At 44.8% G+C, this 22,508-nt stretch carries 21 protein-coding genes; 13 read left to right on the top strand and 8 right to left on the bottom strand.

Features of this window, described 5'->3' with window-relative positions; all coding sequences use genetic code 11:
* Nucleotides 1–71: 71 nt before the first annotated feature.
* Nucleotides 72–1,445 carry a cytochrome c oxidase accessory protein CcoG gene (gene ccoG, locus ACXACS_RS18610; RefSeq protein WP_474808817.1) on the top strand — a complete coding sequence of 458 codons (1,374 nt, stop codon included), beginning with the start codon at nt 72–74 and terminating at the stop codon, nt 1,443–1,445.
* Nucleotides 1,446–1,452: 7 nt separating this feature from the next.
* Here the strand turns inward: ccoG and ACXACS_RS18605 are convergent, their stop codons facing one another.
* The 3 genes from ACXACS_RS18605 to ACXACS_RS18595 all read right to left on the bottom strand — a co-directional run bounded on the left by ACXACS_RS18605 (nt 1,453) and on the right by ACXACS_RS18595 (nt 5,997).
* Nucleotides 1,453–2,430 carry a hypothetical protein gene (locus ACXACS_RS18605; RefSeq protein WP_474808815.1) on the bottom strand — a complete coding sequence of 326 codons (978 nt, stop codon included), beginning with the start codon at nt 2,428–2,430 and terminating at the stop codon, nt 1,453–1,455.
* Between the two features lie 270 nt (nt 2,431–2,700).
* A complete protein-coding gene (cysG, locus tag ACXACS_RS18600; protein ID WP_474808813.1) occupies nt 2,701–4,086 on the bottom strand; it encodes a siroheme synthase CysG in 1,386 nt (461 codons plus the stop codon).
* Nucleotides 4,087–4,215: 129 nt separating this feature from the next.
* Nucleotides 4,216–5,997 carry a DEAD/DEAH box helicase gene (locus ACXACS_RS18595; protein WP_474808811.1) on the bottom strand — a complete coding sequence of 594 codons (1,782 nt, stop codon included), beginning with the start codon at nt 5,995–5,997 and terminating at the stop codon, nt 4,216–4,218.
* A gap of 305 nt (nt 5,998–6,302) precedes the next feature.
* Between ACXACS_RS18595 and prsT the strand changes: the two genes are divergently transcribed.
* Entirely contained in the window at nt 6,303–9,077 is a 2,775-nt protein-coding gene (gene prsT, locus ACXACS_RS18590; RefSeq protein WP_474808809.1) for an XrtA/PEP-CTERM system TPR-repeat protein PrsT, read from the top strand.
* Between the two features lie 164 nt (nt 9,078–9,241).
* On the opposite strand, the gene ACXACS_RS18585 is transcribed toward prsT, so the two are convergent.
* A complete protein-coding gene (locus ACXACS_RS18585; protein WP_474808807.1) occupies nt 9,242–10,078 on the bottom strand; it encodes an ion transporter in 837 nt (278 codons plus the stop codon).
* A gap of 189 nt (nt 10,079–10,267) precedes the next feature.
* On the opposite strand from ACXACS_RS18585, the gene ACXACS_RS18580 reads away from it, so the two are divergent.
* On the top strand, nt 10,268–10,420 hold the full coding sequence (locus ACXACS_RS18580) for a hypothetical protein (protein ID WP_474808806.1): 153 nt from the start codon (nt 10,268–10,270) through the stop codon (nt 10,418–10,420).
* A 127-nt stretch (nt 10,421–10,547) separates the two neighbouring features.
* On the opposite strand, the gene tolC is transcribed toward ACXACS_RS18580, so the two are convergent.
* Complete coding sequence (gene tolC, locus ACXACS_RS18575; protein ID WP_474808804.1) at nt 10,548–11,945, bottom strand: outer membrane channel protein TolC; 1,398 nt, start codon at nt 11,943–11,945, stop codon at nt 10,548–10,550.
* Between the two features lie 296 nt (nt 11,946–12,241).
* Between tolC and nudF the strand changes: the two genes are divergently transcribed.
* From nudF to parE, 5 genes are all read left to right on the top strand, one after another.
* Nucleotides 12,242–12,868, top strand: a complete 627-nt coding sequence (gene nudF / locus ACXACS_RS18570) for an ADP-ribose diphosphatase (protein ID WP_474808802.1) — start codon at nt 12,242–12,244, stop codon at nt 12,866–12,868.
* On the top strand, nt 12,865–13,305 hold the full coding sequence (locus ACXACS_RS18565; protein ID WP_474808800.1) for a DUF1249 domain-containing protein: 441 nt from the start codon (nt 12,865–12,867) through the stop codon (nt 13,303–13,305). The genes nudF and ACXACS_RS18565 overlap by 4 nt, the downstream gene beginning before the upstream one ends.
* On the top strand, nt 13,302–14,129 hold the full coding sequence (locus ACXACS_RS18560) for a metallophosphoesterase (protein WP_474808798.1): 828 nt from the start codon (nt 13,302–13,304) through the stop codon (nt 14,127–14,129). Before ACXACS_RS18565 ends, ACXACS_RS18560 begins: the two co-directional genes overlap by 4 nt.
* 40 nt (nt 14,130–14,169) lie before the next feature.
* Nucleotides 14,170–14,751, top strand: coding sequence for a YqiA/YcfP family alpha/beta fold hydrolase (locus tag ACXACS_RS18555; RefSeq protein ID WP_474808796.1), 582 nt, complete (start codon nt 14,170–14,172; stop codon nt 14,749–14,751).
* Between the two features lie 119 nt (nt 14,752–14,870).
* The gene (gene parE, locus ACXACS_RS18550; protein ID WP_179982326.1) at nt 14,871–16,766 is read left to right on the top strand and encodes a DNA topoisomerase IV subunit B; all 1,896 of its coding nucleotides are present in this window, start codon (nt 14,871–14,873) and stop codon (nt 16,764–16,766) included.
* 107 nt (nt 16,767–16,873) lie between these two features.
* Here the strand turns inward: parE and ACXACS_RS18545 are convergent, their stop codons facing one another.
* The gene (locus tag ACXACS_RS18545; protein WP_474808794.1) at nt 16,874–17,548 is read right to left on the bottom strand and encodes a hypothetical protein; all 675 of its coding nucleotides are present in this window, start codon (nt 17,546–17,548) and stop codon (nt 16,874–16,876) included.
* Between the two features lie 235 nt (nt 17,549–17,783).
* Between ACXACS_RS18545 and ACXACS_RS18540 the strand changes: the two genes are divergently transcribed.
* The 3 genes from ACXACS_RS18540 to ACXACS_RS18530 all read left to right on the top strand — a co-directional run bounded on the left by ACXACS_RS18540 (nt 17,784) and on the right by ACXACS_RS18530 (nt 19,972).
* Entirely contained in the window at nt 17,784–18,488 is a 705-nt protein-coding gene (locus tag ACXACS_RS18540) for an HAD family hydrolase (protein WP_474808792.1), read from the top strand.
* Between the two features lie 189 nt (nt 18,489–18,677).
* A complete protein-coding gene (locus ACXACS_RS18535; protein WP_474808791.1) occupies nt 18,678–19,469 on the top strand; it encodes a hypothetical protein in 792 nt (263 codons plus the stop codon).
* On the top strand, nt 19,406–19,972 hold the full coding sequence (locus ACXACS_RS18530; RefSeq protein ID WP_474808789.1) for a hypothetical protein: 567 nt from the start codon (nt 19,406–19,408) through the stop codon (nt 19,970–19,972). The genes ACXACS_RS18535 and ACXACS_RS18530 overlap by 64 nt, the downstream gene beginning before the upstream one ends.
* Before the next feature lie 98 nt (nt 19,973–20,070).
* Here ACXACS_RS18530 and ACXACS_RS18525 read toward each other — a convergent pair whose 3' ends face one another.
* Nucleotides 20,071–20,403: a hypothetical protein gene (locus tag ACXACS_RS18525; RefSeq protein ID WP_179982330.1), complete on the bottom strand. Its 333-nt coding sequence runs from the start codon at nt 20,401–20,403 to the stop codon at nt 20,071–20,073.
* A 278-nt stretch (nt 20,404–20,681) separates the two neighbouring features.
* Between ACXACS_RS18525 and ACXACS_RS18520 the strand changes: the two genes are divergently transcribed.
* Nucleotides 20,682–20,873: a hypothetical protein gene (locus ACXACS_RS18520; RefSeq protein WP_179982331.1), complete on the top strand. Its 192-nt coding sequence runs from the start codon at nt 20,682–20,684 to the stop codon at nt 20,871–20,873.
* A 1-nt stretch (nt 20,874) separates the two neighbouring features.
* Here the strand turns inward: ACXACS_RS18520 and epmB are convergent, their stop codons facing one another.
* On the bottom strand, nt 20,875–21,900 hold the full coding sequence (epmB, locus tag ACXACS_RS18515; protein WP_474808787.1) for an EF-P beta-lysylation protein EpmB: 1,026 nt from the start codon (nt 21,898–21,900) through the stop codon (nt 20,875–20,877).
* A gap of 36 nt (nt 21,901–21,936) precedes the next feature.
* Here epmB and efp point away from each other — a divergent pair, with 36 nt between their 5' ends.
* Nucleotides 21,937–22,506 carry an elongation factor P gene (efp, locus tag ACXACS_RS18510; protein ID WP_179982333.1) on the top strand — a complete coding sequence of 190 codons (570 nt, stop codon included), beginning with the start codon at nt 21,937–21,939 and terminating at the stop codon, nt 22,504–22,506.
* The last annotated feature ends 2 nt before the right edge of the window (nt 22,507–22,508 follow it).

Genomic DNA, 22,508 nt, shown 5'->3' with positions numbered 1-22,508 from the left:
AACTCCTAATCTGTTTCTATTTTAACGGCCCTAAATCCCTACCATTAGCGCAAAATTTTCGGAGAAAGCTAATGACGGCAGTTAAAATTCGGCAAGAAGACATCATTGCTTGTACACCCGTAGAAAGCAAAAAAATCTATATCCGTGAGGAAACCGGGCACTTTCAAAAAACACGTCGATACTTGAATGTAGTATTAGTGACGCTGTTTGTTGCGCTCCCCTTTATTCAATACCAAGGACAGCAGGCGATTTTGTTTGATGTGGGGCGTCAAACCCTCACGCTTTTTGCATGGGTGTTGTATCCACAAGACCTCATGATTTTTGCCTTTCTGTTTATTCTTGCGGCTTTTGTTTTGTTTTTAGTAACCCGTCATTACGGGCGAGTATGGTGTGGCTTTACTTGCCCTCAAACCGTATGGACTCTCGCTTTCAATTGGGTAGAGCGCCGTATTGAAGGTACGCACAATCAAAGCAAGGCTTTAGATAAGCAGCCTAGCTCACTAACAAAAGTAGTCGTGAAGGGGGCAAAACACAGTGCATGGTTAGCATTGAGCCTAATTACTGCGCTGGTTTTTATGTCTTACTTCTATCCGGCATCTCGTCTATATACGGAGTTTTTCACTTTCTCTGCGCCAGCGTTAATCTCAGGCTGGACAATGTTCTTTGCCGTTTGCACTTATGCCAATGCAGGTTGGCTTCGAGAGAAAATGTGCACGCATATGTGCCCCTATTCTCGCTTTCAAGCTGCGATGTTTGATAACAGTACGTCATTGGTCACTTACAACGAAACGAGAGGAGAAAGTCGCGGACCAAGGAAGCGTTTTTCACAGCACGAAGACCTGGGCGATTGTGTCGATTGTAATTTATGCGTACAAGTCTGCCCAGCCGGCATAGATATTCGTGAAGGAATTCAGTACGAGTGCATTAACTGTGGCCTGTGTATTGACGCATGCGACAAGGTCATGGCCAAATTTGGCTATCCACTCAAACTTATAAACTTTACCCGAGCCGGCAGAAGTTCTGGGCGTAAATTCACTAACTACCTTTACGGCGCAGCAATCATTGCCATACTGCTCGCAATGGTTGAGTGGGCTATCGACAGGCAGGACTTCGAGGTTTCAATTAGCCGTGACCGCAACGCGCTTTACAGAGAGAACAACGCGGGACACATTGAAAACACTTATACGTTAACCGTTTTAAATAAATCCCGCGTGGCCAAAACCTATGATATTGCTATAAATACGCCATCTGATATGCAGCTTATTAACGTACCGACTATAAACGTAGCACCAGGCGAAAAGCGAAATGTGCCGTTTTCAGTTGAGGCATTATCGCCAATGGCTAATACCATGCAATCTGTTAGCTTTGTTATTATCGATAAATCTACCAACAGTGTGATTGGCAATGAAGTGATGTTCTATTCAGGGAATAACAGGCAAATGTAGATGGAACTTACTCTACTACTTCCACTTGATAGCGCCCGGTGACAATGTGGCGTTCGGTATCTTTAGATACTTGTCCAAATGGAATAAGTGCCGGGCCAGTGGGGTCGTAAAGCACGTAGGTGTCGCCCTCGTGCTCTATAGTTCTGTCATCGGCCATGGGCGTCAAGGCAACCCCGAGCAGGGCATGATTAGGTAAAAATACCATGATCATTTTGGTTGACGGTAAAAATGCACGCACCATTGACGATGCCAATACTGCTTTACTGTCGCAATCACCCAGGTTCTGCATAAGTACGCTGACAGGCGGCGCATAGCCAGAACCATTACTCACTACTCTATCTTCTAAGGTGTCGTAAGGGATACTTTGAAGCCAGCTAAGAATGAGCGAAAAATATTCTCTGTAGTCTGACTGTACGTTCACCTTTTCATAAAACGCCTGCGATGCTGCTATTAAAGGCTTTACCGACTCGGCAACATATCGCACATGATCGGGTTTTATTGCCTGTTGATTAAACAAGGTTGTAAAGCGGGTAAAGTAATGGTCTCGCAAGTACTTATCGTACTCTTGCTGCTGAATAGCTTTTAGTTTACTGAGTATTTCTTCAACTTTTTCTTCATCTGAGCCTGTAACCTGAATATCAATAGACTCTCGTTTGGGTGTTATCTTCACACGCGCAACTTTAGGGTCTATTTTTTTGGCTTCTTTGGTTAATGCAACAATGATGTATCGCTGTGCTATTTTCGGTTTGTAATTAGCTTGCTGAGAGGGGGCTTCTTTTAATGCACTATTAGATAACTCAAAAGAAATAGATTGTCGCGTGTCATTGTTATCCAGCCATTCGTAGCTAAAATTTACCCCAGTATCCGTGTTAACTTTGCTGTATTGGAGTTGTTCGCCGTGTGCAGCAGCTACTAAACAGAGGCTAGAAAACAGCATAAGCATGCTGGCTGGTTTTAATGTGCTAAACGCGCGAAATTGAGACACGAATACATATCTTTTCAACGCATTTCTAATCGCTGTATGTGCACCACCCTTCACATTGTTTACCACATCATTTCCCACATATTCATCACATTACTGAGTATGCGCGCCTATGTGTAAAAAACAAGTTTATGCTGAATTTGGTCTAAGGGGATTGAGAGACGAAGCCACGTTAAGGTGTTCTTTGGATAAAACGCAGCCTTCGGCTGCTAAAACAAATAAACCCCTCCGGAAAAAAGGGGTTTATCATCAATCTGAGGTGACTTATGTCGCCTATTCTTGAAACCAGTTCAACTCATCGTGAAGGCTTACTACGCTACCCACAATAATGAGTGTAGGTGGCTGAAGCTGCGCTTTTTCCTGCTTAACGACAATGTCTTCAAGTGTACCGGTTAACACCTGCTGCTTCTCAGTGGTGGCTGACTGAACCAGTGCTATTGGCGTTGAGGCATCAAGTCCGTGTTCAATCATTTTTTCACAAATGATAGGCAAACCTGTTAGCCCCATATAAAACACAGCGGTTTGATTTCTCTGGGCAAGAGCAGGCCAGTTAAGTTCTATAGTGCCGTTTTTTAAATGGCCTGTAGCAAACACGACAGACTGCGCATGGTCTCTATGAGTAAGTGGAATGCCTGCATAGCTTGATGCGCCGCTTGCTGCGGTAATGCCGGGAACAACCTGAAACTCAATACCGTGCTGAATAAGAGTTTGAATTTCTTCTCCACCACGCCCAAATATGAAGGGGTCGCCGCCTTTTAAACGCACCACGCGATTACCTTTTTTTGCTTCATCAACCATCAGCTGATTAATATCGTCCTGAGGAAGCGTGTGATTGCTTTTAGCCTTACCTACATAGATTTTCTCCGCATCGCGACGCACAAGCTCAAGAATTTGTGGGGAAACTAAGCGGTCGTAAACAACAACGTCAGCTTTTTGCATTAAGCGAAGGGCGCGAAAGGTAAGTAAGTCTGGATCGCCAGGGCCAGCCCCCACCAGATATACTTGGCCTTCTACTTTTTTGTCTTCGGCGGCGGCTTGTAGTGCCAATTCAAAGGCCTCATCAGCTTTTTGGTCTTGGCCTTTTTCAACCATTTCTGCAATGTCGCCGTCGAGCACGTCTTCCCAGAAGTAGCGTCTTGCAGTTACACCGTTAAGCGTCTGTTTCACTTTTTCGCGGAATTTTTCAGAAAACGCGCCCAATCGACTTAAATTGGCCGGCAGAACAGTCTCTAATTTTTGTCGTAAATAACGCAGCAGAACCGGCGCAACACCGCCACTACTCATAGCAATAATAATAGGGGAACGGTCAACAATAGAAGGGGTAATAAATTGGCATAGTGGCGTGTTATCTACCACATTAACCAACACTTTGTTGGCGCGAGCTAAGTCGTGAATATACTGGTTAACATCGCCTTTGTCGGTGGCAATAAACACCATGTCTTTATGGGTAAGGTCGCTATTTTCAAACTCACGTTCTATCAGCGTGACTTTCTCATTTAACGCTAGTTGCTTAACCGTGTCACAAACCCAAGGTGCAACCACGGTAATGGTTGCAGGCGTCTTCATAATAAGCTCTAGCTTACGGGCTGCCACTTCACCGGCCCCAACAATAAGGACATTGAGTTTTCTAGCGTCTAGGAATAGCGGAAAGTAATCCATAAAGGTTTTCTTAGCTTTAAATACAAAAAAAGAACTGACACTATTTTGCGCCAATTCTTTTTAATAAGAAAACAACGAAAACAGCCTTCATATTGCAATTAGTTATATAAAGGCTGAATGTGTTGCTATTTAGTTCTTACGCTTACGGTTTTCGCGGTCTCCGCGATTGCCTCGGTCTTCACGGTTGCCGCGAGGTGCTCTGTCGCCGCGATTACCACGACCTTCACGCTTAGCTGGTGGCGTATCAGACCATTCGCGAATATTTAAACGCTGACCTGCAACACGTGTGCCTTGAAGCGTATCGCGGGTTTCCTTAGGCATGCCGTCAGGAAGGTCTACCGTGCTGAAGTTGTCATAAATTTCGATAGCGCCAATGTGCTTCGAGTTTATGTTTGCTTCGTTCGCAATAGCGCCTACGATATTGCCAGGCTTAGCGCCGTGAACATGACCTACTTCAATACGGAAGCGCTGCATGCCTTCTTCTGGCTTGCGGTTACCACGTGGTACTCTTGGCTTTCTTTCGCGGCCATCACGAGAGTTTCTATCACGGTTTTCGCGCGGAGGCTTGCTATTAATGTCTGGTCGATCTGATTCTTTAAGAATTAACGGCTCGTCGCCTTGCGCAATTTTAAGTAGCGCAGCCATGATGGTTTCAGGCGATGCTTCGTTTTCTTCTTTAATCATCTCAACAATAGGCATTAATGATTCAATGCTATCGTCTTGAGTTGCTTCGGCAACTGACTGCTTAAAGCGGCTTAAACGGGTCTCATTGATTTCGCTAATTGAAGGAATAGGCATCGCTTCAATAGGCTGCTTAGTGGTTTTCTCGATAGAGAACAACAAGCGCTTTTCACGGTGAGAGATAAATAAGATTGCATCACCTTGACGACCCGCACGACCGGTACGACCAATACGGTGTACATATGACTCACTGTCATATGGGATATCGTAGTTGATAACGTGGCTTACACGCTCAACGTCAAGACCACGGGCTACTACGTCAGTAGCAACGAGGATATCAATTTTACCTTGTTTAAGCTTTTCAACAGTACGCTCACGGGCGGCCTGAGGAATATCACCGTTTAGCGGCTCTACATCGTAACCACGCGCAGACAGTTTATCTGCTAATTCAACAGTAGCGGTTTTCGTACGTACGAAAATGATCATGCCGTCGAACACTTCCACTTCCATGATGCGGGTTAGCGCCTCAAGTTTATGGTGTGGTGCAATTTGGCAATAGCGCTGGCGAATAGTGCTAGCTGTACTTACTTTAGACGCAATTTTAACGTGCTTAGGGTCTTTTAAGTAACGCTGAGTAATTTTCTTAATTGGACCAGGCATAGTTGCCGAGAACAGCGCGGTTTGGCGCTCTTCTGGTGCGTGGCTAAGAATAAGTTCAACGTCATCAATAAAGCCCATGCGAAGCATTTCGTCAGCTTCATCTAACACTAAGAACTTAAGTTCGCTTAAGTCTAGTGTTTTGCGCTTTATATGGTCGATGATACGGCCTGGTGTACCCACAACCACTTGAACGCCGCGCTTAAGCTGGCGAATTTGGTTGTCGTACGACTGACCGCCGTATACTGGAAGTACTTTAATTTTTTGACTAAAGCTCGCATAAACCTGAAACGCCTCTGCAACCTGAATAGCTAGTTCACGGGTTGGGGCCAATACCAGTAATTGCGGCTTACGTTGCTCAGGATCGATATTTGCCAACATAGGCAGGGCAAACGCAGCGGTTTTTCCTGTCCCTGTCTGTGCCTGACCGAGTAAATCGTGTCCTTCTAGAATAAGAGGAATACTCTCAGCCTGAATAGGAGACGGTTTCTCGTAGCCAACTTTTTCAAGGGCTTGTAAGATTGGTTCTGGTAAATTGAGGTCTTTAAATGTCATGTCGACAGTTGTTGTCATTAAGGGTCCTGGTGCATTAAGTAAGGAGGGTGCGGCATACGACTAAACCGTACTTTTTCGGTTTATTATCGCAAGACGCTATACAGCGTTGAACTGGCCTGTCCGGCGAGTTAATGAAGCGTATTCTTAGCGTATTTCGCGATATGCTTGCCAGCAGTGTTGCAAAAAACAGTATTATATTCGAATAATGGACAGGTTGCCACGAAATTGCACAAATTCGATGAAATAATAAGCAGTTTGGTCAGTGCTTTTGACAAAGAGCAGGAATGTGACGACAAAAATCTGAGGAAGGGCAAGGAATTACAATGACAAAGCAGAGAACTAATACATTAATTAAACGCACCACGTTAGCCGTTATGTTAACCAGTGCACTTTTGTCAGGGTGTAGCGAGAAGTCGATGGAAAGCCATTTGGCTGATGCACGAAACTATGCCTCTCAACAGCAGCTTGATGCCGCCATCGTTGAATACAAAAACGCTATTCAAAAGGGGCCTAATGCGGCAGAGCCTCGCTTCGAGCTAGGAAAACTGTATCTACAGCAAAACAATTATGCGGCGGCAGAAAAAGAACTTAACAAGGCAATGGATTTAGGCCATCCCGTGAGCCAAGTTATTCCATTGTTATCTGTGGCCTATCAACAGTCAGGAGCAGAAAACGCCCTCGCTGAAGTAGATTATCGCGCAGAAGGAATGACCGCGGTTGAATCAGCAGAAGTGGGATTTTATAAGCTTCAAGCCCTTATGCAACTTGGTAAAAATGAAGAGGCGCAAGCACTTCTAGCCGATCTTTCCACCCTAGATACCAGTTCGGTTTACAAAGGCCTTATTGATAGTTACGCCTTTGTGCTAGAAAACGATATGGAAGGCGCATTAGCCGCAACAGAAGCCTTGCGTGAGCAAGCGCCAACCAACAAAGACGTATTGCAACAGCTTGCCAAAATTTACCTGCAAAATGGCGAACCTGAAAAAGCCGCAGAGGTATACGGCGTTTATGTTAGCCAGTTTCCAGATGACGTTACCAGTAAATTTGCGTATGCCGCGCTTCTTATTGAAATAAGAGATCTAGATAAAGCTCAGCCTATTGTGGATGATTTGTTGGTGCTAAACGAAAACCATCCGCTGCTAAATACTTTCAAAGGCATTATTGAGTCGGCCAACGAAAATTACGCGAAAGCCCTTGAACACTTGGAAATTGCCGTTCAAAACGGTAGGAGCGATCAGGTTGTGCGTTTGGTTGCGGGTTTTAGTGCGTATCAAATTCAAGACTTCGAAGCGGCCCAGCGCCACTTAACCATGGTAGCGTCTAGCTTGCCTGATAATCACCCTGGCCTTCGAATGCTTGCAGACAGTATGCTCCAACTAGGTGAAAACGATGAGGCGCTTGAAGTATTAGCAAGAGTTGAAGGTGAGCAGGGTGTTGATGCGGCGTTGTTTTCGAAAGCCAGTTACCAATTGCTTAGAGAAGGCAACGTCGTTGGCGCTCAGCAAATGGTAGAAAAATCAGAAGGGGTCAGCACTACAGCCGAAGACTTATCTCGTTTAGGTGTGTTACAACTTTCATTAAACGACATTGATGGATTAGTAAATCTTGAACAGGCGGTTGAGCAAGCGCCTGAGTCTGTTACTTCACAAGCAACCTTACTGCGCGCCTACATAGCGACTAACCAACTCGATAAGGCGAAAAGTGCGGCAAAAGAGTGGCATGAAGCGTCGCCACAGACTGCCGCTCCCTTAATTTACTTGGGAAACATTGCAACGGCAGAAGGCGCTTATCAAGAAGCGGCGCAGTACTTAGACAAAGCGAGTGAGCTTAGCGACGCTGGTAACGAGGTTACGTACTCGAGAGCTAAATTGCTTGTTGCCGAGGGCAAGAAAGAAAATGCAGTTGCGTTTATTCGCGCTTTTATCGACGAGAACCCTGCTGACGTCCAAGCACTGGCGCTGTGGTTTGCGTTGGCAATGGAAAGTGGTGATGCCGACGACGTTGTTAAACATACTCAAGCACAGTTTAATACCAATAAGGGCAATATTAACCTGCGCCTTTTACTTGCAAGAATGTATTCGCTTAATAACCAGCTAGATAAAACTGTCTCGCTGTTGACGGCTGTTGAAGGTGACGAGTCATCGCCTCAGACCTTTTGGAATCTAAAAGGCCAGGCACTTATTGCTACTAATAACGTAAAAGATGCAACGACCTTCTTTGATCGCTGGTTATCATTTTACCCACAAGATAAAAATGCGGTATTGGGCAAGCTACTTATCGTCGACTCTCAAAAGCAATTCAAGCAAGGATTAGAGTTAACAAACAAGGTATTGTCTAAGCGCCCAGACGCTCAATTAACGCTGTTGAAAGCTTATTTTCATAGCCGTCTTGGTCAGTCAAAACCGGCATGGGAGATCATCAACAATGTCTCTGACGAGGTTAAGGCATTGCCGTTTGTAAGAGGCGTCATCGCCCGCTTACATCTTATCGATAAAGCCCCTGAGCAGGCCGTTGACCACGCGAAGGCCGCTTATGATGCTACTTCAAACTCAGACAATGCTTTGCTGCTTGTTGCCGCCCTTGAGATGTCAGGTAAAAAAGAGCAAGCGTTTAGTTTTCTACAAAAGCACGTAAATGCGCACAATAACGACGTACAAAGTGCAATGTTGTTAGCTGAGCGTCAAATTGGTAATGATAGAGCCGCAGCCATCGATACCTACGAGCTTATACTTACTAAAACGCCTGATAATTTTGTAGTGCTTAACAACCTGGCGTATTTAGCGTTTGAAGATAAAGACCTTCAGCGAGCTGAAGAGCTAGCGAAAAAAGCGGTATCGCTGCAGCGTGAAAATGCTGATGCTGTAGACACATTAGCGCAGATTTATATCGCTAAAGGTGAGAAAGAAGAAGCGCTAACCCTGTATGAGCAAATATCAACAGGCCCCATTGCTAGCGATGAAGTGTATTTAAATCACGTAGCTTTGTTGCTTGAACTCGATAAAAAGGCCTTAGCGAAGCGACGCCTAGCAAGTAGGGAGTTCACCTCTGAAGCTGCAAAGCAAAGAGTAGAAAGCCTAAAGCAGCAGTACGGCGTGTAAGGCGCTTTGATAAAGGTTTTAGCTATTTATCTGACGCTGTTAGTTTTAGTTAGTAACAAAAACTGAAATGAAAGAAGGCCACTTATCGTGGCCTTCTCTTTATGGTTGCCTGTCTGCTTGGGTAGCTTCTGATTTACTACCTGTGTCTAGACAGCCTCTGGCAGTTATTCTCTGCTATTTTGTGACGCGACCTGCGCTTTTAGCTCTCGCAACTCTTTGAGCACATCATGCAGTGTAGGTTCGATATTGCCTTGTGCGATTTGCTCTTCAAGTAAGGCAGCTTCTTTTTCTGCTCTTGCCTTTTCGTTTTCTCTTTCCATCACATTGACCACAATACCAATGACCATGTTGAGGAAAGCAAAAGCGGTAAAGAAGATAAAGGTTAAGTAAAAAATCCAGCTGAGTGAGTACACTTCTTGAGTTTCGTACATCACATCTGTCCAATCTTCGAAGGTCATGATCCTAAAGAGTGTCAGCATAGAAATAGTGATATCGCCCCACAGCACCGGATTAATGTTTTCAAATAGTGTGCTGCCTACCGCTGCATATATATAGAAGATGATAAACATCAGCAGCATGACATAGCCTAGCTGAGGGAGAGCTTTCACTAGAGAAACAAGTAATATTCGAAGCTCTGGGATGATTGAAATCATACGAAGCACGCGGAAGACCCGCACTAAACGCGCAATCAGCGCAAGTTCAGTGTCGTCTGCCGGGATTAGACTTATAACTACAATGAGGGTATCAAACCAGTTCCAGAAACTTTTGAAAAAGTAACGCTTTTGCTTTTCCGCTAAAAAGCGAATTGTGATTTCAGTTAGAAAGAAAGCGCTGATAAACCAGTCTAAAAACAACGTAACAGATGACATGCCGGTAGGTAGTTCATAGGTCTTCGCACCGACTAATAGCGCCGATATCACGATGACGCTGATAACAAAGGCTTCAAACCATTTATTTGCTCTTATGCGCTCAAATTTATTTTGTAGTTCAGAGGCTTGCATTTTTATTTATCACTCAAGAAAAAAAACAATAAACCAAGAGGCTTGTCGTAAGCTTACTTGGCGTTATACTAAAGTTGTTGTTCGCACACTTTATGCGCCAAAATGTAGGGGCAAAAAGGCGACTTTAAAGCCTTAAACCCGGCAAAAACAACATCATTAAAAATAGAGACAAATCTAAAGGGCATAATCATGGATGATGAGTTACAGCTGTTGCAAGAGAAATTACGCGTCGTTTCAATGCGTTTATCTAATTTTGTAATGACTAAACAAAACGCTGAAGCATTATGTGATGAATATCGGCAGTTGTTGGGCGCATTAAAGAAGTTCTCTTGCGCAAAATAGCGAGTAGATATTCCTGCTAAACCTCAAATCACCAATTTTCAAATACCGGAGTAGGCACAAAAAAGGGCAGCCAGTCGCCACCCTCTTTATGTCGTACTCAAATGCTTACTTAGCGGTATAAAACAACCTATTGGTCGTTATTGCTCTCGACCGGCTTGAGACCGCGGTTGATCATAGCTACATCTTCACCTGTAAGGGTTCCCGCTGCTTGCTTAAGTGTAATCACAGACTGAATGAAGTCATAGCGAGCACCAGCAAGGTTACGACGCGCATCAAACAGGTTACGTGTGCTATCAAGTACATCAACGATAGTACGTGTACCTACATCAAATCCAGCTTCTGTTGCTTTAAGGGCGCTGTCTGCCGACACAACAGACTGCTCTAGAGCGCGAATAGTAGAGATAGACGCTTTTACGTTGTTAAACGAGCTACGAACCGACTGTACGGTCTGACGGTACGTCTGCTCAGCAACTTGGCTTGCTGCTACATAGTTGTACTTCGCTTGCGATGTTTGTGCGCTAACACTGCCGCCTTGGTAAATAGGTACACTCAATGTCACGCCAATAGACTGACTGTTTAAGTACGGCGTTTCATAACCAAATGGGGTCGTTGAGCCATCGTCGTTAAGAATCTCGGCGTCTACATCGTCTTTCGAACGGCCATAGCTGCCTGACAAAGATAACGTTGGCAAGTGACCCGAACGTGCGATTGCGATGTCTTCTTTCGCCACATCCATGGCTAAACGGTCTACCAACAATGCTAGGTTTTTGTCTTGGGCGGTTTCTAGCCAGCTATCTACGGTTTCAGGTACCGGCATAGTGGCTGAGAAATTATCTTTGTTTAATCCGTAAAGACGGTCGTGATATTTACCTGTAATCACACGCAGCGCTTCAAGGGCAAATTCAAGTTCGTTTTTAGCCTGAATTTCCTGAGCGACTGTGCTGTCGTAGTTTGCTTGCGCTTCATGCACGTCAGTAATCGCCGTAAGGCCCACTTCGAAACGTTGGCGTGTTTGTTCAAGTTGACGTTCAATCGCACGTTTTTCTGAACCTACAAACTCTACGTTGTCACGGGCACGCAATACGTCAAAGTAAGCAGTAACTGTACGTACAATTACATCCTGCATGCTTGCTGCAAGCTGCGCATCGCTTTGTTCAGCAATTTTTTCAGCGCGGTCTAAGCCCAACCAATTAGCGTGGTCGTACAGCGACATCGAAAGCGTTAAGCCGTAATCGATGGTGTCTACTTCTGTATCTGTGGTAAAAACCTGAAGGCCGTTGTCACCAGCAGCTTGTTGAAAGCGTTCAGAATCTGACATGGTGTAGCCCACAGAGCCCGATATTTGCGGTAGTAGACTTGCACGGCTAATACTAATTCCTTCAAACGCAGCATCACGTTGCGCTTTCGCTTGGTTTACCAATGGATCGTTCGCCAGTGCTTGTTGATATACCTGCATTAGGTCATCGGCTAGTGCACCAGTTGTCATCGAAACACCGATAACCAGCGACAGAAGTGTTCGTTTCATGCTTACGTCTTCCTGTTGTTTTCAAGTTGCGTCGTCATTTATTCGTTAAGACGACTTATTAAAACCAAGTGTATGAAAATTCAACCACAAACCGAAAGTCCAAACTCGTAACAGTATTCGATTAACTGTAACAGAATATGTGATCTACCCACGCAATTTTTATAGTAATAGACGACTTGTAATATGAGTTTTCTGTTATTCGTACACACTCAACATCGCATTTTTCATGCGTATACATGGCTGGTGTGTAAATGTACTATGTATGATAAATCTATTTGAACCATAAGTGTCAGCAAATGAGCAAGGAATTCCTTTCATTTACCTCAAATGACGTCGAAATTACCGACATTAAGCCAGTGTATCGTGGTTTCTTTACCATGAATCAGTATCAATTTAAGCACAAGTGTTTCAATGGAGAATGGAGCGACACGGTTACACGCGAAATTTTTGAACGCGGTCATGCGGTGGGCGTTTTGCCCTACGATCCTATTCTGCAAGAATTCGTGCTAATTGAGCAAGTTAGAATTGGGGCGTTAGCTACATCTTCAAGCCCTTGGTTAATAGAAATTATCGCAGGCATGATAGATAAAGGTGAGACTCCAGAAAATGTATGCCATAGAGAGTCCATGGAAGAGGCGGGAATAGAGTTACAAAACTTGACTAAGGCCTTAAGCTATTTATCGAGTCCAGGTGGTACCACGGAAAGATTACATATATTTATAGCAAAGACTGATGCTAACTTGGCAAAAGGAATTCACGGGCTTGAAAGCGAGTCTGAAGATATCAAAGTGCATCGCGTAAAAGAGAATACCGCTCTTGAATGGTTGGAAAATGGCCATATAGACAACGCCGCAGCAGTAATTGCGCTACAATGGTTCTTTATGCATAAAACACAACTTCTGGAGCAGTGGCAGACATCGTGACACAACGCAATCAACGAAAATACATCCCTCATCTTCCGTCAATGCAGGCGCTTTGCGAACTGAACTATGCTTATGTTCTTAGAATGCTACCTGACTGCGATACGGAAGATTTGAGTTATGAATTTTCTGTTGGCGTGGGATTAGCCTATGAGATCAGGATAGTGGACTCTGCTCGCTACACCAGCACGTTGAGCATAAAACAAACCACTAAAGACATGCCGACGTACCTAACGCCAAGTATGACGGTTCGCCTATATCATGATGCGCGCATGGCTGAAGTGATAAACAGCCAAAATACAGGGGCCCTTGAGCCTTCCTACGAATACCCTAATTTGAAGATGCGCCAGCGCAACGAAAAGCATATGGTAAATATCTTTTTAGCTGAGTGGCTAAACTTTTGCCTGCAACATTCAACAAACGTTACCTCTGAAGCGTGATATCACTAATACAGATAAGTGATTGCCACTTATTTAAGGATAAAGACAAGACTGGTTACGCAGGTATAGCGCCTTATCATTCATTGACGCGAGTGCTTGTCGCTGTTCGAGAGGACCTTACTGATATTGCTGACTCAAAAAAACAGAGCGCTAATCAAGGCAACAACGGGCAAGAACAGAAAGTGATAGTGTTGGTTACTGGTGATATCAGCGGCGATAACTCCCCCGAAAGCTATCAACATTTTACCGCATTGATGGAGCAATACATCGAGCCAGAAAATGTAGACTGGTTCGTTCTTGCTGGAAATCACGACAATAATCCGCATTTCGAAAGCTATCTTGGTAGCCGTCACTTACAAAGCACCAACCCGATAAGCTTTTCAAACTGGCAAATACACGGTATGGATACCCGCGCTTCAGGCAATATGCACACGGCGGCGGGCGAAGTAAAAAGCGGCGATTTAATTGCGTTAAAGCAATCGCTAGATGCATCTTCTCACGTTAATCATCTTGTTGCGCTTCATCACCATATATTGCCTTCGAAAAGCTGGATGGATAAACATTTTTTGGCTAATGCGCAGCACCTTGAATTGCTTATTAATGAATATCCGCAAATAAAGGCGTTAATTCACGGTCATATTCATTCGCCATTGCGCCAAGAAATAGGAACGAATAGCACGCCTTCTTACGGGAGCCCTTCTACCTGCTGGCAGTGGCAAATGCGTGCTGAATTCGGTGTAAGCGAAGACTCACCTGGGTATCAGCTGATTAACTTAATGGATAATGGAACGGTAGACGTTAGGGTTGCCGAGGTCTGGGTTTGAAATAGTCCAAAATACAGAGAACAACACAGTAGAGAACAGTATGCAGCACATCTTATATCTCCATGGCTTTTTGAGCTCGCCGAAGTCCATCAAGGCCCAAGCCACTAAACAATATTTTGAGCAGCATCACTCAAACGTCACCTTACATATTCCTGAACTGTCTAACTTTCCAAGTAAAGTTGAAAGTCAGCTGCTTGAGCTTATTGATAGCACCCCGGCACTGCTTGAAAACGGGCTTAAACTGATTGGTAGCTCAATGGGCGGCTATCTCTCTACCTTTTTACTTGAGAAGTTCGGTGGTAAAGCCGTATTAATAAATCCAGCGGTACGCCCCTATGAACTGCTGCAAAACTTCATAGGCTCTCATGAGAACCCATACAGCAGAGAAAAATTTGAGATAGTAGAAAGCGATATGGGGGTGATAAAAGCCTTAGAGGCTGCTTCAATTAAACAGCCATCTAGTTACAAAGTGCTGCTTCAAACTGAAGATGAAACCCTAGACTATCGCTTGGCTGCAGAGAAGTACCAGAAAAGTCACTTACTTATTGAAGAGGGTGGTGATCACAGCTTTGTTGGTTACGAAAACCACTTACCTGCTATCGCAGAGTTTTTGTTAAAATAAGCGCATTGCCAGTCTTTACTAGCCCTGCTAACATCAAATATACGCCGTGCAGTGCTGTAATTACTGACAGTAGTGCGTGCTTTCTTTCCTTATCGCTGGCTTAAATAACAACCATAACTATGTCAAATCAATATAATTCAGAAGCTATCGAGGTTTTAAACGGCCTTGACCCCGTAAAACGCCGTCCTGGTATGTATACCGACACCACCCGCCCAAATCATTTAGGGCAGGAAGTCATCGATAACAGTGTGGATGAAGCGCTCGCCGGCCATGCCTCTAATATCAAAGTTATTTTGCATGAAGACCAATCGTTAGAAGTTATTGACGATGGTCGTGGTATGCCGGTGGATATACACCCTGAAGAGGGAATATCAGGCGTAGAGCTTATATTATGTAAGCTTCACGCAGGCGGTAAGTTTTCAAATAAAAACTACGCCTTCTCTGGTGGTCTTCACGGGGTGGGGATCTCGGTAGTTAATGCGCTTTCAACCCGCGTTGAGGTGACGATAAGACGAGATAGTAACGTATATCAAATCGCCTTTGAAAACGGCGACAAGGTAGAAGATTTACAGGTTATCGATACTTGTGGCAAGCGCAACACAGGTACCCGTGTTCATTTTTGGCCCGACCCGCAATATTTTGATTCTGCAAAGTTCTCGGTTAGTCGTCTTGTTCATAATCTGCGTGCTAAAGCGGTATTAAGCCCTGGCTTACGTATTCGCTTTGACAACAAAATTACCAAAGAAAGCCAAGAGTGGTATTACGAAGATGGCCTAAAAGACTATCTTTACCAAGCGGTGGAAGAGTTCGAAACTTTACCGTCAGATACGCCATTTGTAGGCACGTTCAGTGGCAATACGGAAGCCGCGGATTGGGCTGTGATGTGGCTGCCCGAAGGTGGTGATTTGGTCACCGAGAGCTACGTTAACCTTATCCCTACCGCGCAAGGTGGTACACACGTTAATGGATTGCGCCAAGGCTTACTGGAGTCGATGCGCGAATTTTGCGAATTTAGAAACTTAATGCCCCGTGGCGTCAAGCTATCGCCGGACGATATTTGGGACCGCTGCGCCTATATCCTTTCAACTAAAATGCAGGACCCTCAGTTCGCCGGTCAAACCAAAGAGCGTTTATCTTCACGTCAGGCCAGTGCGTTTGTATCGGGTGTGGTGAAAGACGCATTTAGTTTGTGGCTAAACCAGCACACTGAAATTGCTGAAGCGCTGGCTGAAATGTGTATTAACAATGCACAGCGTCGTCTTCGACAGGTGAAAAAAGTCGCCCGTAAAAAGGTTACTCAAGGCCCTGCATTACCGGGTAAATTAACCGACTGCTCGTCACAAGATATCTCTTACTCTGAGTTGTTTTTAGTAGAGGGTGACTCGGCAGGTGGCTCGGCTAAACAAGCGCGTGACCGAGAATTTCAGGCAATTATGCCCCTGCGCGGTAAAATCTTAAATAGCTGGGAAGTCGACTCTTCTCAGGTGCTGGCATCACAGGAAATTCACGATATTTCTGTGGCGCTGGGTATAGATCCAGATTCAACAGACCTGTCTGGTTTACGCTACGGTAAAATTTGTATTCTTGCCGATGCTGACTCGGATGGGCTACACATTGCAACCTTGCTATGTGCACTCTTTGTACGTCATTTCAGAACCTTAGTAGAGCAAGGCCATGTGTATGTCGCTATGCCGCCGCTATTTAGAATAGATGTAGGCAAAGAAGTGTATTACGCCTTAGATGAGGGTGAAAAGCAGGGGATTCTGGATCGTATTGAAGCGGAAAAGAAACGCGGAAAAGTGAACGTACAGCGCTTCAAAGGCTTGGGTGAAATGAACCCGCTACAGCTTCGCGAAACGACCATGGACCCGAACACCCGTCGCCTTGTTCAGCTGACTATTGAAGATGCTGAAGAGATGATGGAGCTAATGGATATGCTGCTTGCTAAGAAGCGTTCTGGCGATCGTAAAACGTGGCTTGAAAGCAAAGGAAATATGGCAGAAGTTGCGCTATAGCGCACGGCTCTAGCGCTTGTAAGAGCTAACGCGCAGAATAAACGTCGATGCTTTGAAAGTTAGTCAAAAAGCAAAACGTCAAAAAGTGAATAGAAAACGCCGAGAGACTATCCTGAAACATGGAGTTCTCGGCGTTTTAGTTTGTGCATCTGCAACAAAATACTGCCACGCATTATAACACTGGTGCCGTTTAAGATGAGTAGCGGCCAGCTTTGGCTTAACGGCATTGTTAAGCCAAACATTAAGGTGCTAACGTCTTTAATCAAGATGTTTCGAAATAACGCAAAGGACAGCGAGCCTACTTTTTGTCTGCGCTGTAACACAAGCCACTGATGCAGTGACCCTTGAAATAAGATGACGGTGACTACCAGCATCAACGTGTTTGCGCCAAGTTGCGCAAACGTTGGGAAGGGGCGAAAAGCAATGGAAAGGGTACCGCCAACAAGCGCAAGCAAAGCAATAGCGGCAACGTAGCCTGAAATAGTAGTGCGCCTATGTTGCCATATCTTCCAAATTATTATGAGCGTAAGAATGAGCGCGCCAAAACGCGTCCAAACCAAGTAATGGTTAAAAGGCTCTACCGAAATGCCGAAAAGGAAAATAGAGAAAAACGCAAAATAGCTAGATCCAAACTGGTTTAGCGACAGGCTGTGGTTCGCATCACTTTGCTCGCTCGCAACGTGCACTTGGTGGTGCGTCATAGCTTTAATTTGTGACCATAAGCCTAACCATGTCAGTAAAAAAAGCGCGGCACTGGCAAAGCCTAAAATGTGGTAAAGCACGCAGTTAGCTCCACGTAAAAAAATTTCAAACTGGTGAGAGGCTCTCAGTGTACCACAGGAGTAGCTGGCCTAGTCTCTGCATCATTTGTCATTGGTAATGACTAGGTTGTTTCACCTTCTCGAAATGAAATAACGGACAATAGACAGAGACAGGATGATATCGGTTTTTCGGTGCCGATAGCGTTCTATGTATTCTCAACATCGAAATTTAGTTTTAATAGCAAGGAGGTTTATTTTGGCATTGCATTCAGTTTCTTCATCTACACGCCAGTTAGCGGTGAGCGATAACACCACAACGCTATTATTTGACCACGATGGTACCCTGATTGACTCAGAAACCATACATTTTGACCTTTGGAAAGACATTTTATTGAAATATGATGTTGAGCTAAGCAAGGATTTTTATTGCGAAGTAATGGCCGGGATACCGGTTAAACAAAACGCAGTGGACTTGGTTGAGCATTTTAATATTGATATAGAACCGCAGTTGCTGGCTCAGCAGAAACATAAAAGCGTGAGCGACTACCTCGATAAGCAAGCTTTTCCTTTGATGCCATTTGCTAGGGAGACCATTACACAATGTGCAGACAAGGGATTTACTATTGGTATTGTGACTGGGGGAAGTAAAAAGGCAGTAGAAAAAACGTTATCTCAATATGAGTTGAGTGATTATATTTCCTGTGTGGTGGCCGTAGAGGACGTAGAAAACAGTAAGCCCTCCCCAGATTGTTATGCCCTTGCAATGGATAAGTTAGGTAAATCGCCTAGCGAGTGTGTAGCCATTGAAGACACGCAAACCGGCATGACAGCGGCACTTGAGGCAAAGTTGGCTTGTATTGTAATACCTACAGACTTATCGCAGCATCACGATTTATCCCGTGCTACTGTGCGTTACGATAGCTTGAAAGAGTGGAGCGATAGTGAGCTCAAGACACGTTGATTAATAAAGATACGTTAATTAAAAAGGTTATATACGACCAACTTGTCATTCCACTTGTCACTGGTGGCGCGAAAATAGATAACGTAGTATAACCAGCATCTTAGCGCCTATTGTGTTCCGTTTCACAACAACGCATTTAGGCGCTAATTCCTTTTTATTAGTTGTAATTACAGGTAAAGCTGATTTCTTATGATTTTGCGTAGCCTCAAATGGCTTTTAATAACTATCGCCATCATCCTTGTTCTGCTTGTAGTAGGCGTGGCTACGGTTACCGTTATGGCTGTACAAAAAGCGCCCTTGGTAGCATCGACAGCGCCCACACAACTAGATGGTGCTGACAGTGTTAACGAACTGCTCGGTCAGCTTAAACAGGCATTTTCACGCCGAGAAGAAGGTCATCAAGTTACGCTTACCGAAACGCAAGTCGAAAGCCTGGTGGGCGTGTTACAGCGGGCCTTACCGGAGTTTAAAGGCGTAGTAAACATCACCCCATTGGGTGGTACTGTAAATGTTACTTACGCCATTGATAATACAGGCTATTACATTAATGCCTCGGCATTAGTATTACCCGGAGATAGCTTGCGTATAGAGCAAGTTCAAGTAGGTGACTTAACCATTCCAGGCCGTTTTTTACTTGGCTTTTTAGAACGCACGGTGAACTCTTATACCCAATCAGAAATAGCCACTATTGCGCTGTCTCGGGTAGAGCGAGTAACAATGGGGCGTGGTGAACTAACCCTTGATGTTGGGCGCTTAGACGAGCTACTAAGTGAGCTAAACGTTGTGACTTCAAATATGTCAGTCAGCGAACAAACCGAGCTTCAGCAACTATCAGCCTATTACCTTCGTTATTTATCGGGAAGAGAAATAGCTTTATCAAACAACCGGTTTCTCTTACTGAATACTTGCGTGAAGGGATGGCTAGAGCGCGAGAGCAAAGTCAAACGTCGCAAGATGCCGTACTCCACAACAATGCTGTAATTCTCGCGCTAGCGGTTTACGTGGGTCATCACCGCGTGGGTGCACTGGTTGGCGATATCCAGCCAGATCCCGATAGGGCGTTAAAGCCGCGCAGGGGCGCGGTACTTCATAATCGCAATGACTTGGCTCGCCACTTTATTATTTCTGCGGCGTTAGAGCTAATGGCTGAACAAGGTATGTCTTTGGCAATCGGCGAGTTTAAAGAGCTAATGGACAGGGGCAACGGTGGTTCGGGCTATAGCTTTGTAGATTTAGCCGCAGATATGTCGGGTACTGAGTTTGCGAAGGTTGCTACAAATCCTAACACCGCAATGGAAGTACAAAACGCCATGGCGCGCATTCAAAGTGAACTTGAAATCATCCCGCCTATTGAAGGTCTGCCTGAAGGCTTGAGTAAGCAAGCCTTCACTGAACAATATCAGCGCGTGGACAGTGAAGCCTATTTAAAAGAAGTAAAGGAAATTAAGCGTAGAATCAGCTTGCTGCCGCTTTACCAAAAATAAGCGCTAAGGAATGTAAGAGTGCGCCGAAACTAAGACGCTAATCTATAAAAAAGCCCGCTGTTAAAGCGGGCTTTGTTTTACTCACTTGCCGTTCTACGCTACTTTTTAGCAAGAGACTGCTGAAACTGTGCAATGGTTACTAGAGCCAACTCTATTTTTTTAACCAATGGCGCTAGGGCTTGTTTGGCCGCATCATCATCCAGTTCCTTTAGCGATTGCCAGTCATTCGCAATCTCTTGTACATAGGGGCCAAAGCGCTTGGCTGATGTGGTAAAACCGCTATCGTCAGCGAATACGGCTGCAAACTTACCTTTTTGATCGCGCTGTAAGTTATCTAAAACTTGGTCGGCATCAACGGCTTTGCGGTGCAGCGTTTGAAGTGTTTCTTGAAGTTGTTGATGGACAGCTTGCATCTCTTGGCTCTGTTGCATAGTCACGCCTTTTATTTCTAATGTGATTAGGTGTGCTTACTACCTGCACACCTAAGTTTATATGGTTTGCGTCGCAATTATTTTTTGCCACGTAAAATGTATTACGGTAAATAATGGTTAAAGTTTCGCCTTTCAAGGCCGATAACTTAACGATGTTGTAAATTACAAAACCTACGGTTCACTAAAGAACATGTTGGTTACGTAATGCTCAACACATCGTAAGGGTGGGCAATTCTGCCCATTTTTTTACTTTGCTACAAGCAACAAAGGAAAATGGTATGGATCTACAAGGTGCTAGTGCCTCTGGAGCGTCCGGTGCGTCACTTGAGTTGGCCTCTCTTAAGTTGGCAAAAAGCCAACAAGAGCAAGAGGGTAAAGCGTCGCTTCAGCTGCTGGAATCAGCCGCTGACGTACCAAAACCGTCATCTTCAAACCCCGCGTTAGGCGCCAACATCGATACCTACGCGTAAGTTACGGATGCAAATGTAAGTCGATAGGCGTTTTGCCAGGTTGACCGCCAATTTCTCTCACCAGTTTTGGCACTAAAAAGCCTGGCAGACGCTTTATCGCTTCTTCCATAATCAGGCGACCTTCATCGTCGCTGACATAAAAATGGCTTGCACCCTGCACTTTATCTAATACGTGTAAGTAATAAGGCAGGACACCCGCTTCAAAAAGTGACTCGCTTAAGTTACTGATGGCCTCGCCAGAATCGTTAATGCCTTTAAGTAATACCGACTGATTGAGCAAGGTCACACCTTTGTCTCGCAATGTGTGCAGTCGCCTTTTTAAGGGCTCAGAGACTTCATTCTCGTGGTTCGCGTGCAGCACCAGCACTTTTTGAAGAGGCAATGCGGTAAACCATTCAATAAAGTCATGGCTAATTCTTTCTGGCAGTACCACAGGCAAGCGGCTATGTATACGCAGGCGTTTTATGTGGGGAATGGCTGCAATTTCATTGGCTAACCACGCCAAATGATCATCTTTCGCCATAAGAGGGTCGCCGCCGGAAAAAATCACCTCGTTAATCTTGCTGTTACTGCGAAGGTATTCAAGTACATCAAGCCACTGATGTTTACTTACCGAATTGTCGGCATACGGGAAGTGGCGACGAAAACAGTAACGGCAGTTTACAGCACAGCCAGTGCGTACCATTAACAACACGCGAGAATCGTATTTGTGCAGTATGCCTTTACCTGCTGTGTCGTGCTCATCTAACGGATCTTCGCTATAGCCCGGTGAAGTGAGAAATTCGTCGCTAAGCGGCATGACCTGTAGAAACAGAGGGTCGTTAGGGTTTCCTTTTTCCATAAGGCTAACGAAATGCCGTGGAACACGCATAGGAAACAGACGGCGCGCTTTAATATGTTGAGCGTATTTTTCTTGGTCTAAACCTAAGTGCTGCAACAGTTTTGCAGGATCGGTGTAGCTACTTGCTAATTCTTTTTGCCAGTTATGCTCTACAGAAATCGGTTTTTTAGGTATTATTTGTTCCACGAAACTTTTTGTACCTTATGTTTAGACAGAGGAATTATGGCTAATTACAGCACTAACGAGTTCAAAGGCGGCCTGAAAATCATGCTGGACGGCGAACCTTGCAACATTCTAGAAAACGAATACGTAAAGCCGGGTAAGGGCCAAGCGTTTAACCGCGTAAAAATCCGCAAGCTTATTTCAGGTAAAGTTTTAGAAAAAACTTTCCGCTCAGGTGAATCAGTAGAAGGCGCTGATGTAATGGATACAGAGCTTGCCTACTTGTACACCGACGGCGAATTCTACCACTTTATGAACAACGATACATTCGAACAAATCGCTGCAGACGAAAAAGCGGTGGGCGAGAACCAAAAGTGGTTGGTAGAAAACGACGTTTGTACTATTACACTGTGGAATGGTTCTCCTATTACGGTAACGCCACCTAACTTTGTTGAGCTAGAAATCACTGAAACGGACCCAGGTCTTAAAGGTGATACAGCAGGTACGGGCGGTAAACCAGCGACACTTAGCACTGGTGCAGTTGTTCGCGTTCCTCTATTCGTACAAACAGGTGAAGTTATCCGCGTTGATACGCGCTCTGGCGAATATGTGTCTCGTGCACAAAAATAATA

It is taken from the genome of Alteromonas sp. AWM4_230 (genome assembly GCF_056158305.1).
This window is presented reverse-complemented; position numbering and strand designations above follow the sequence as displayed.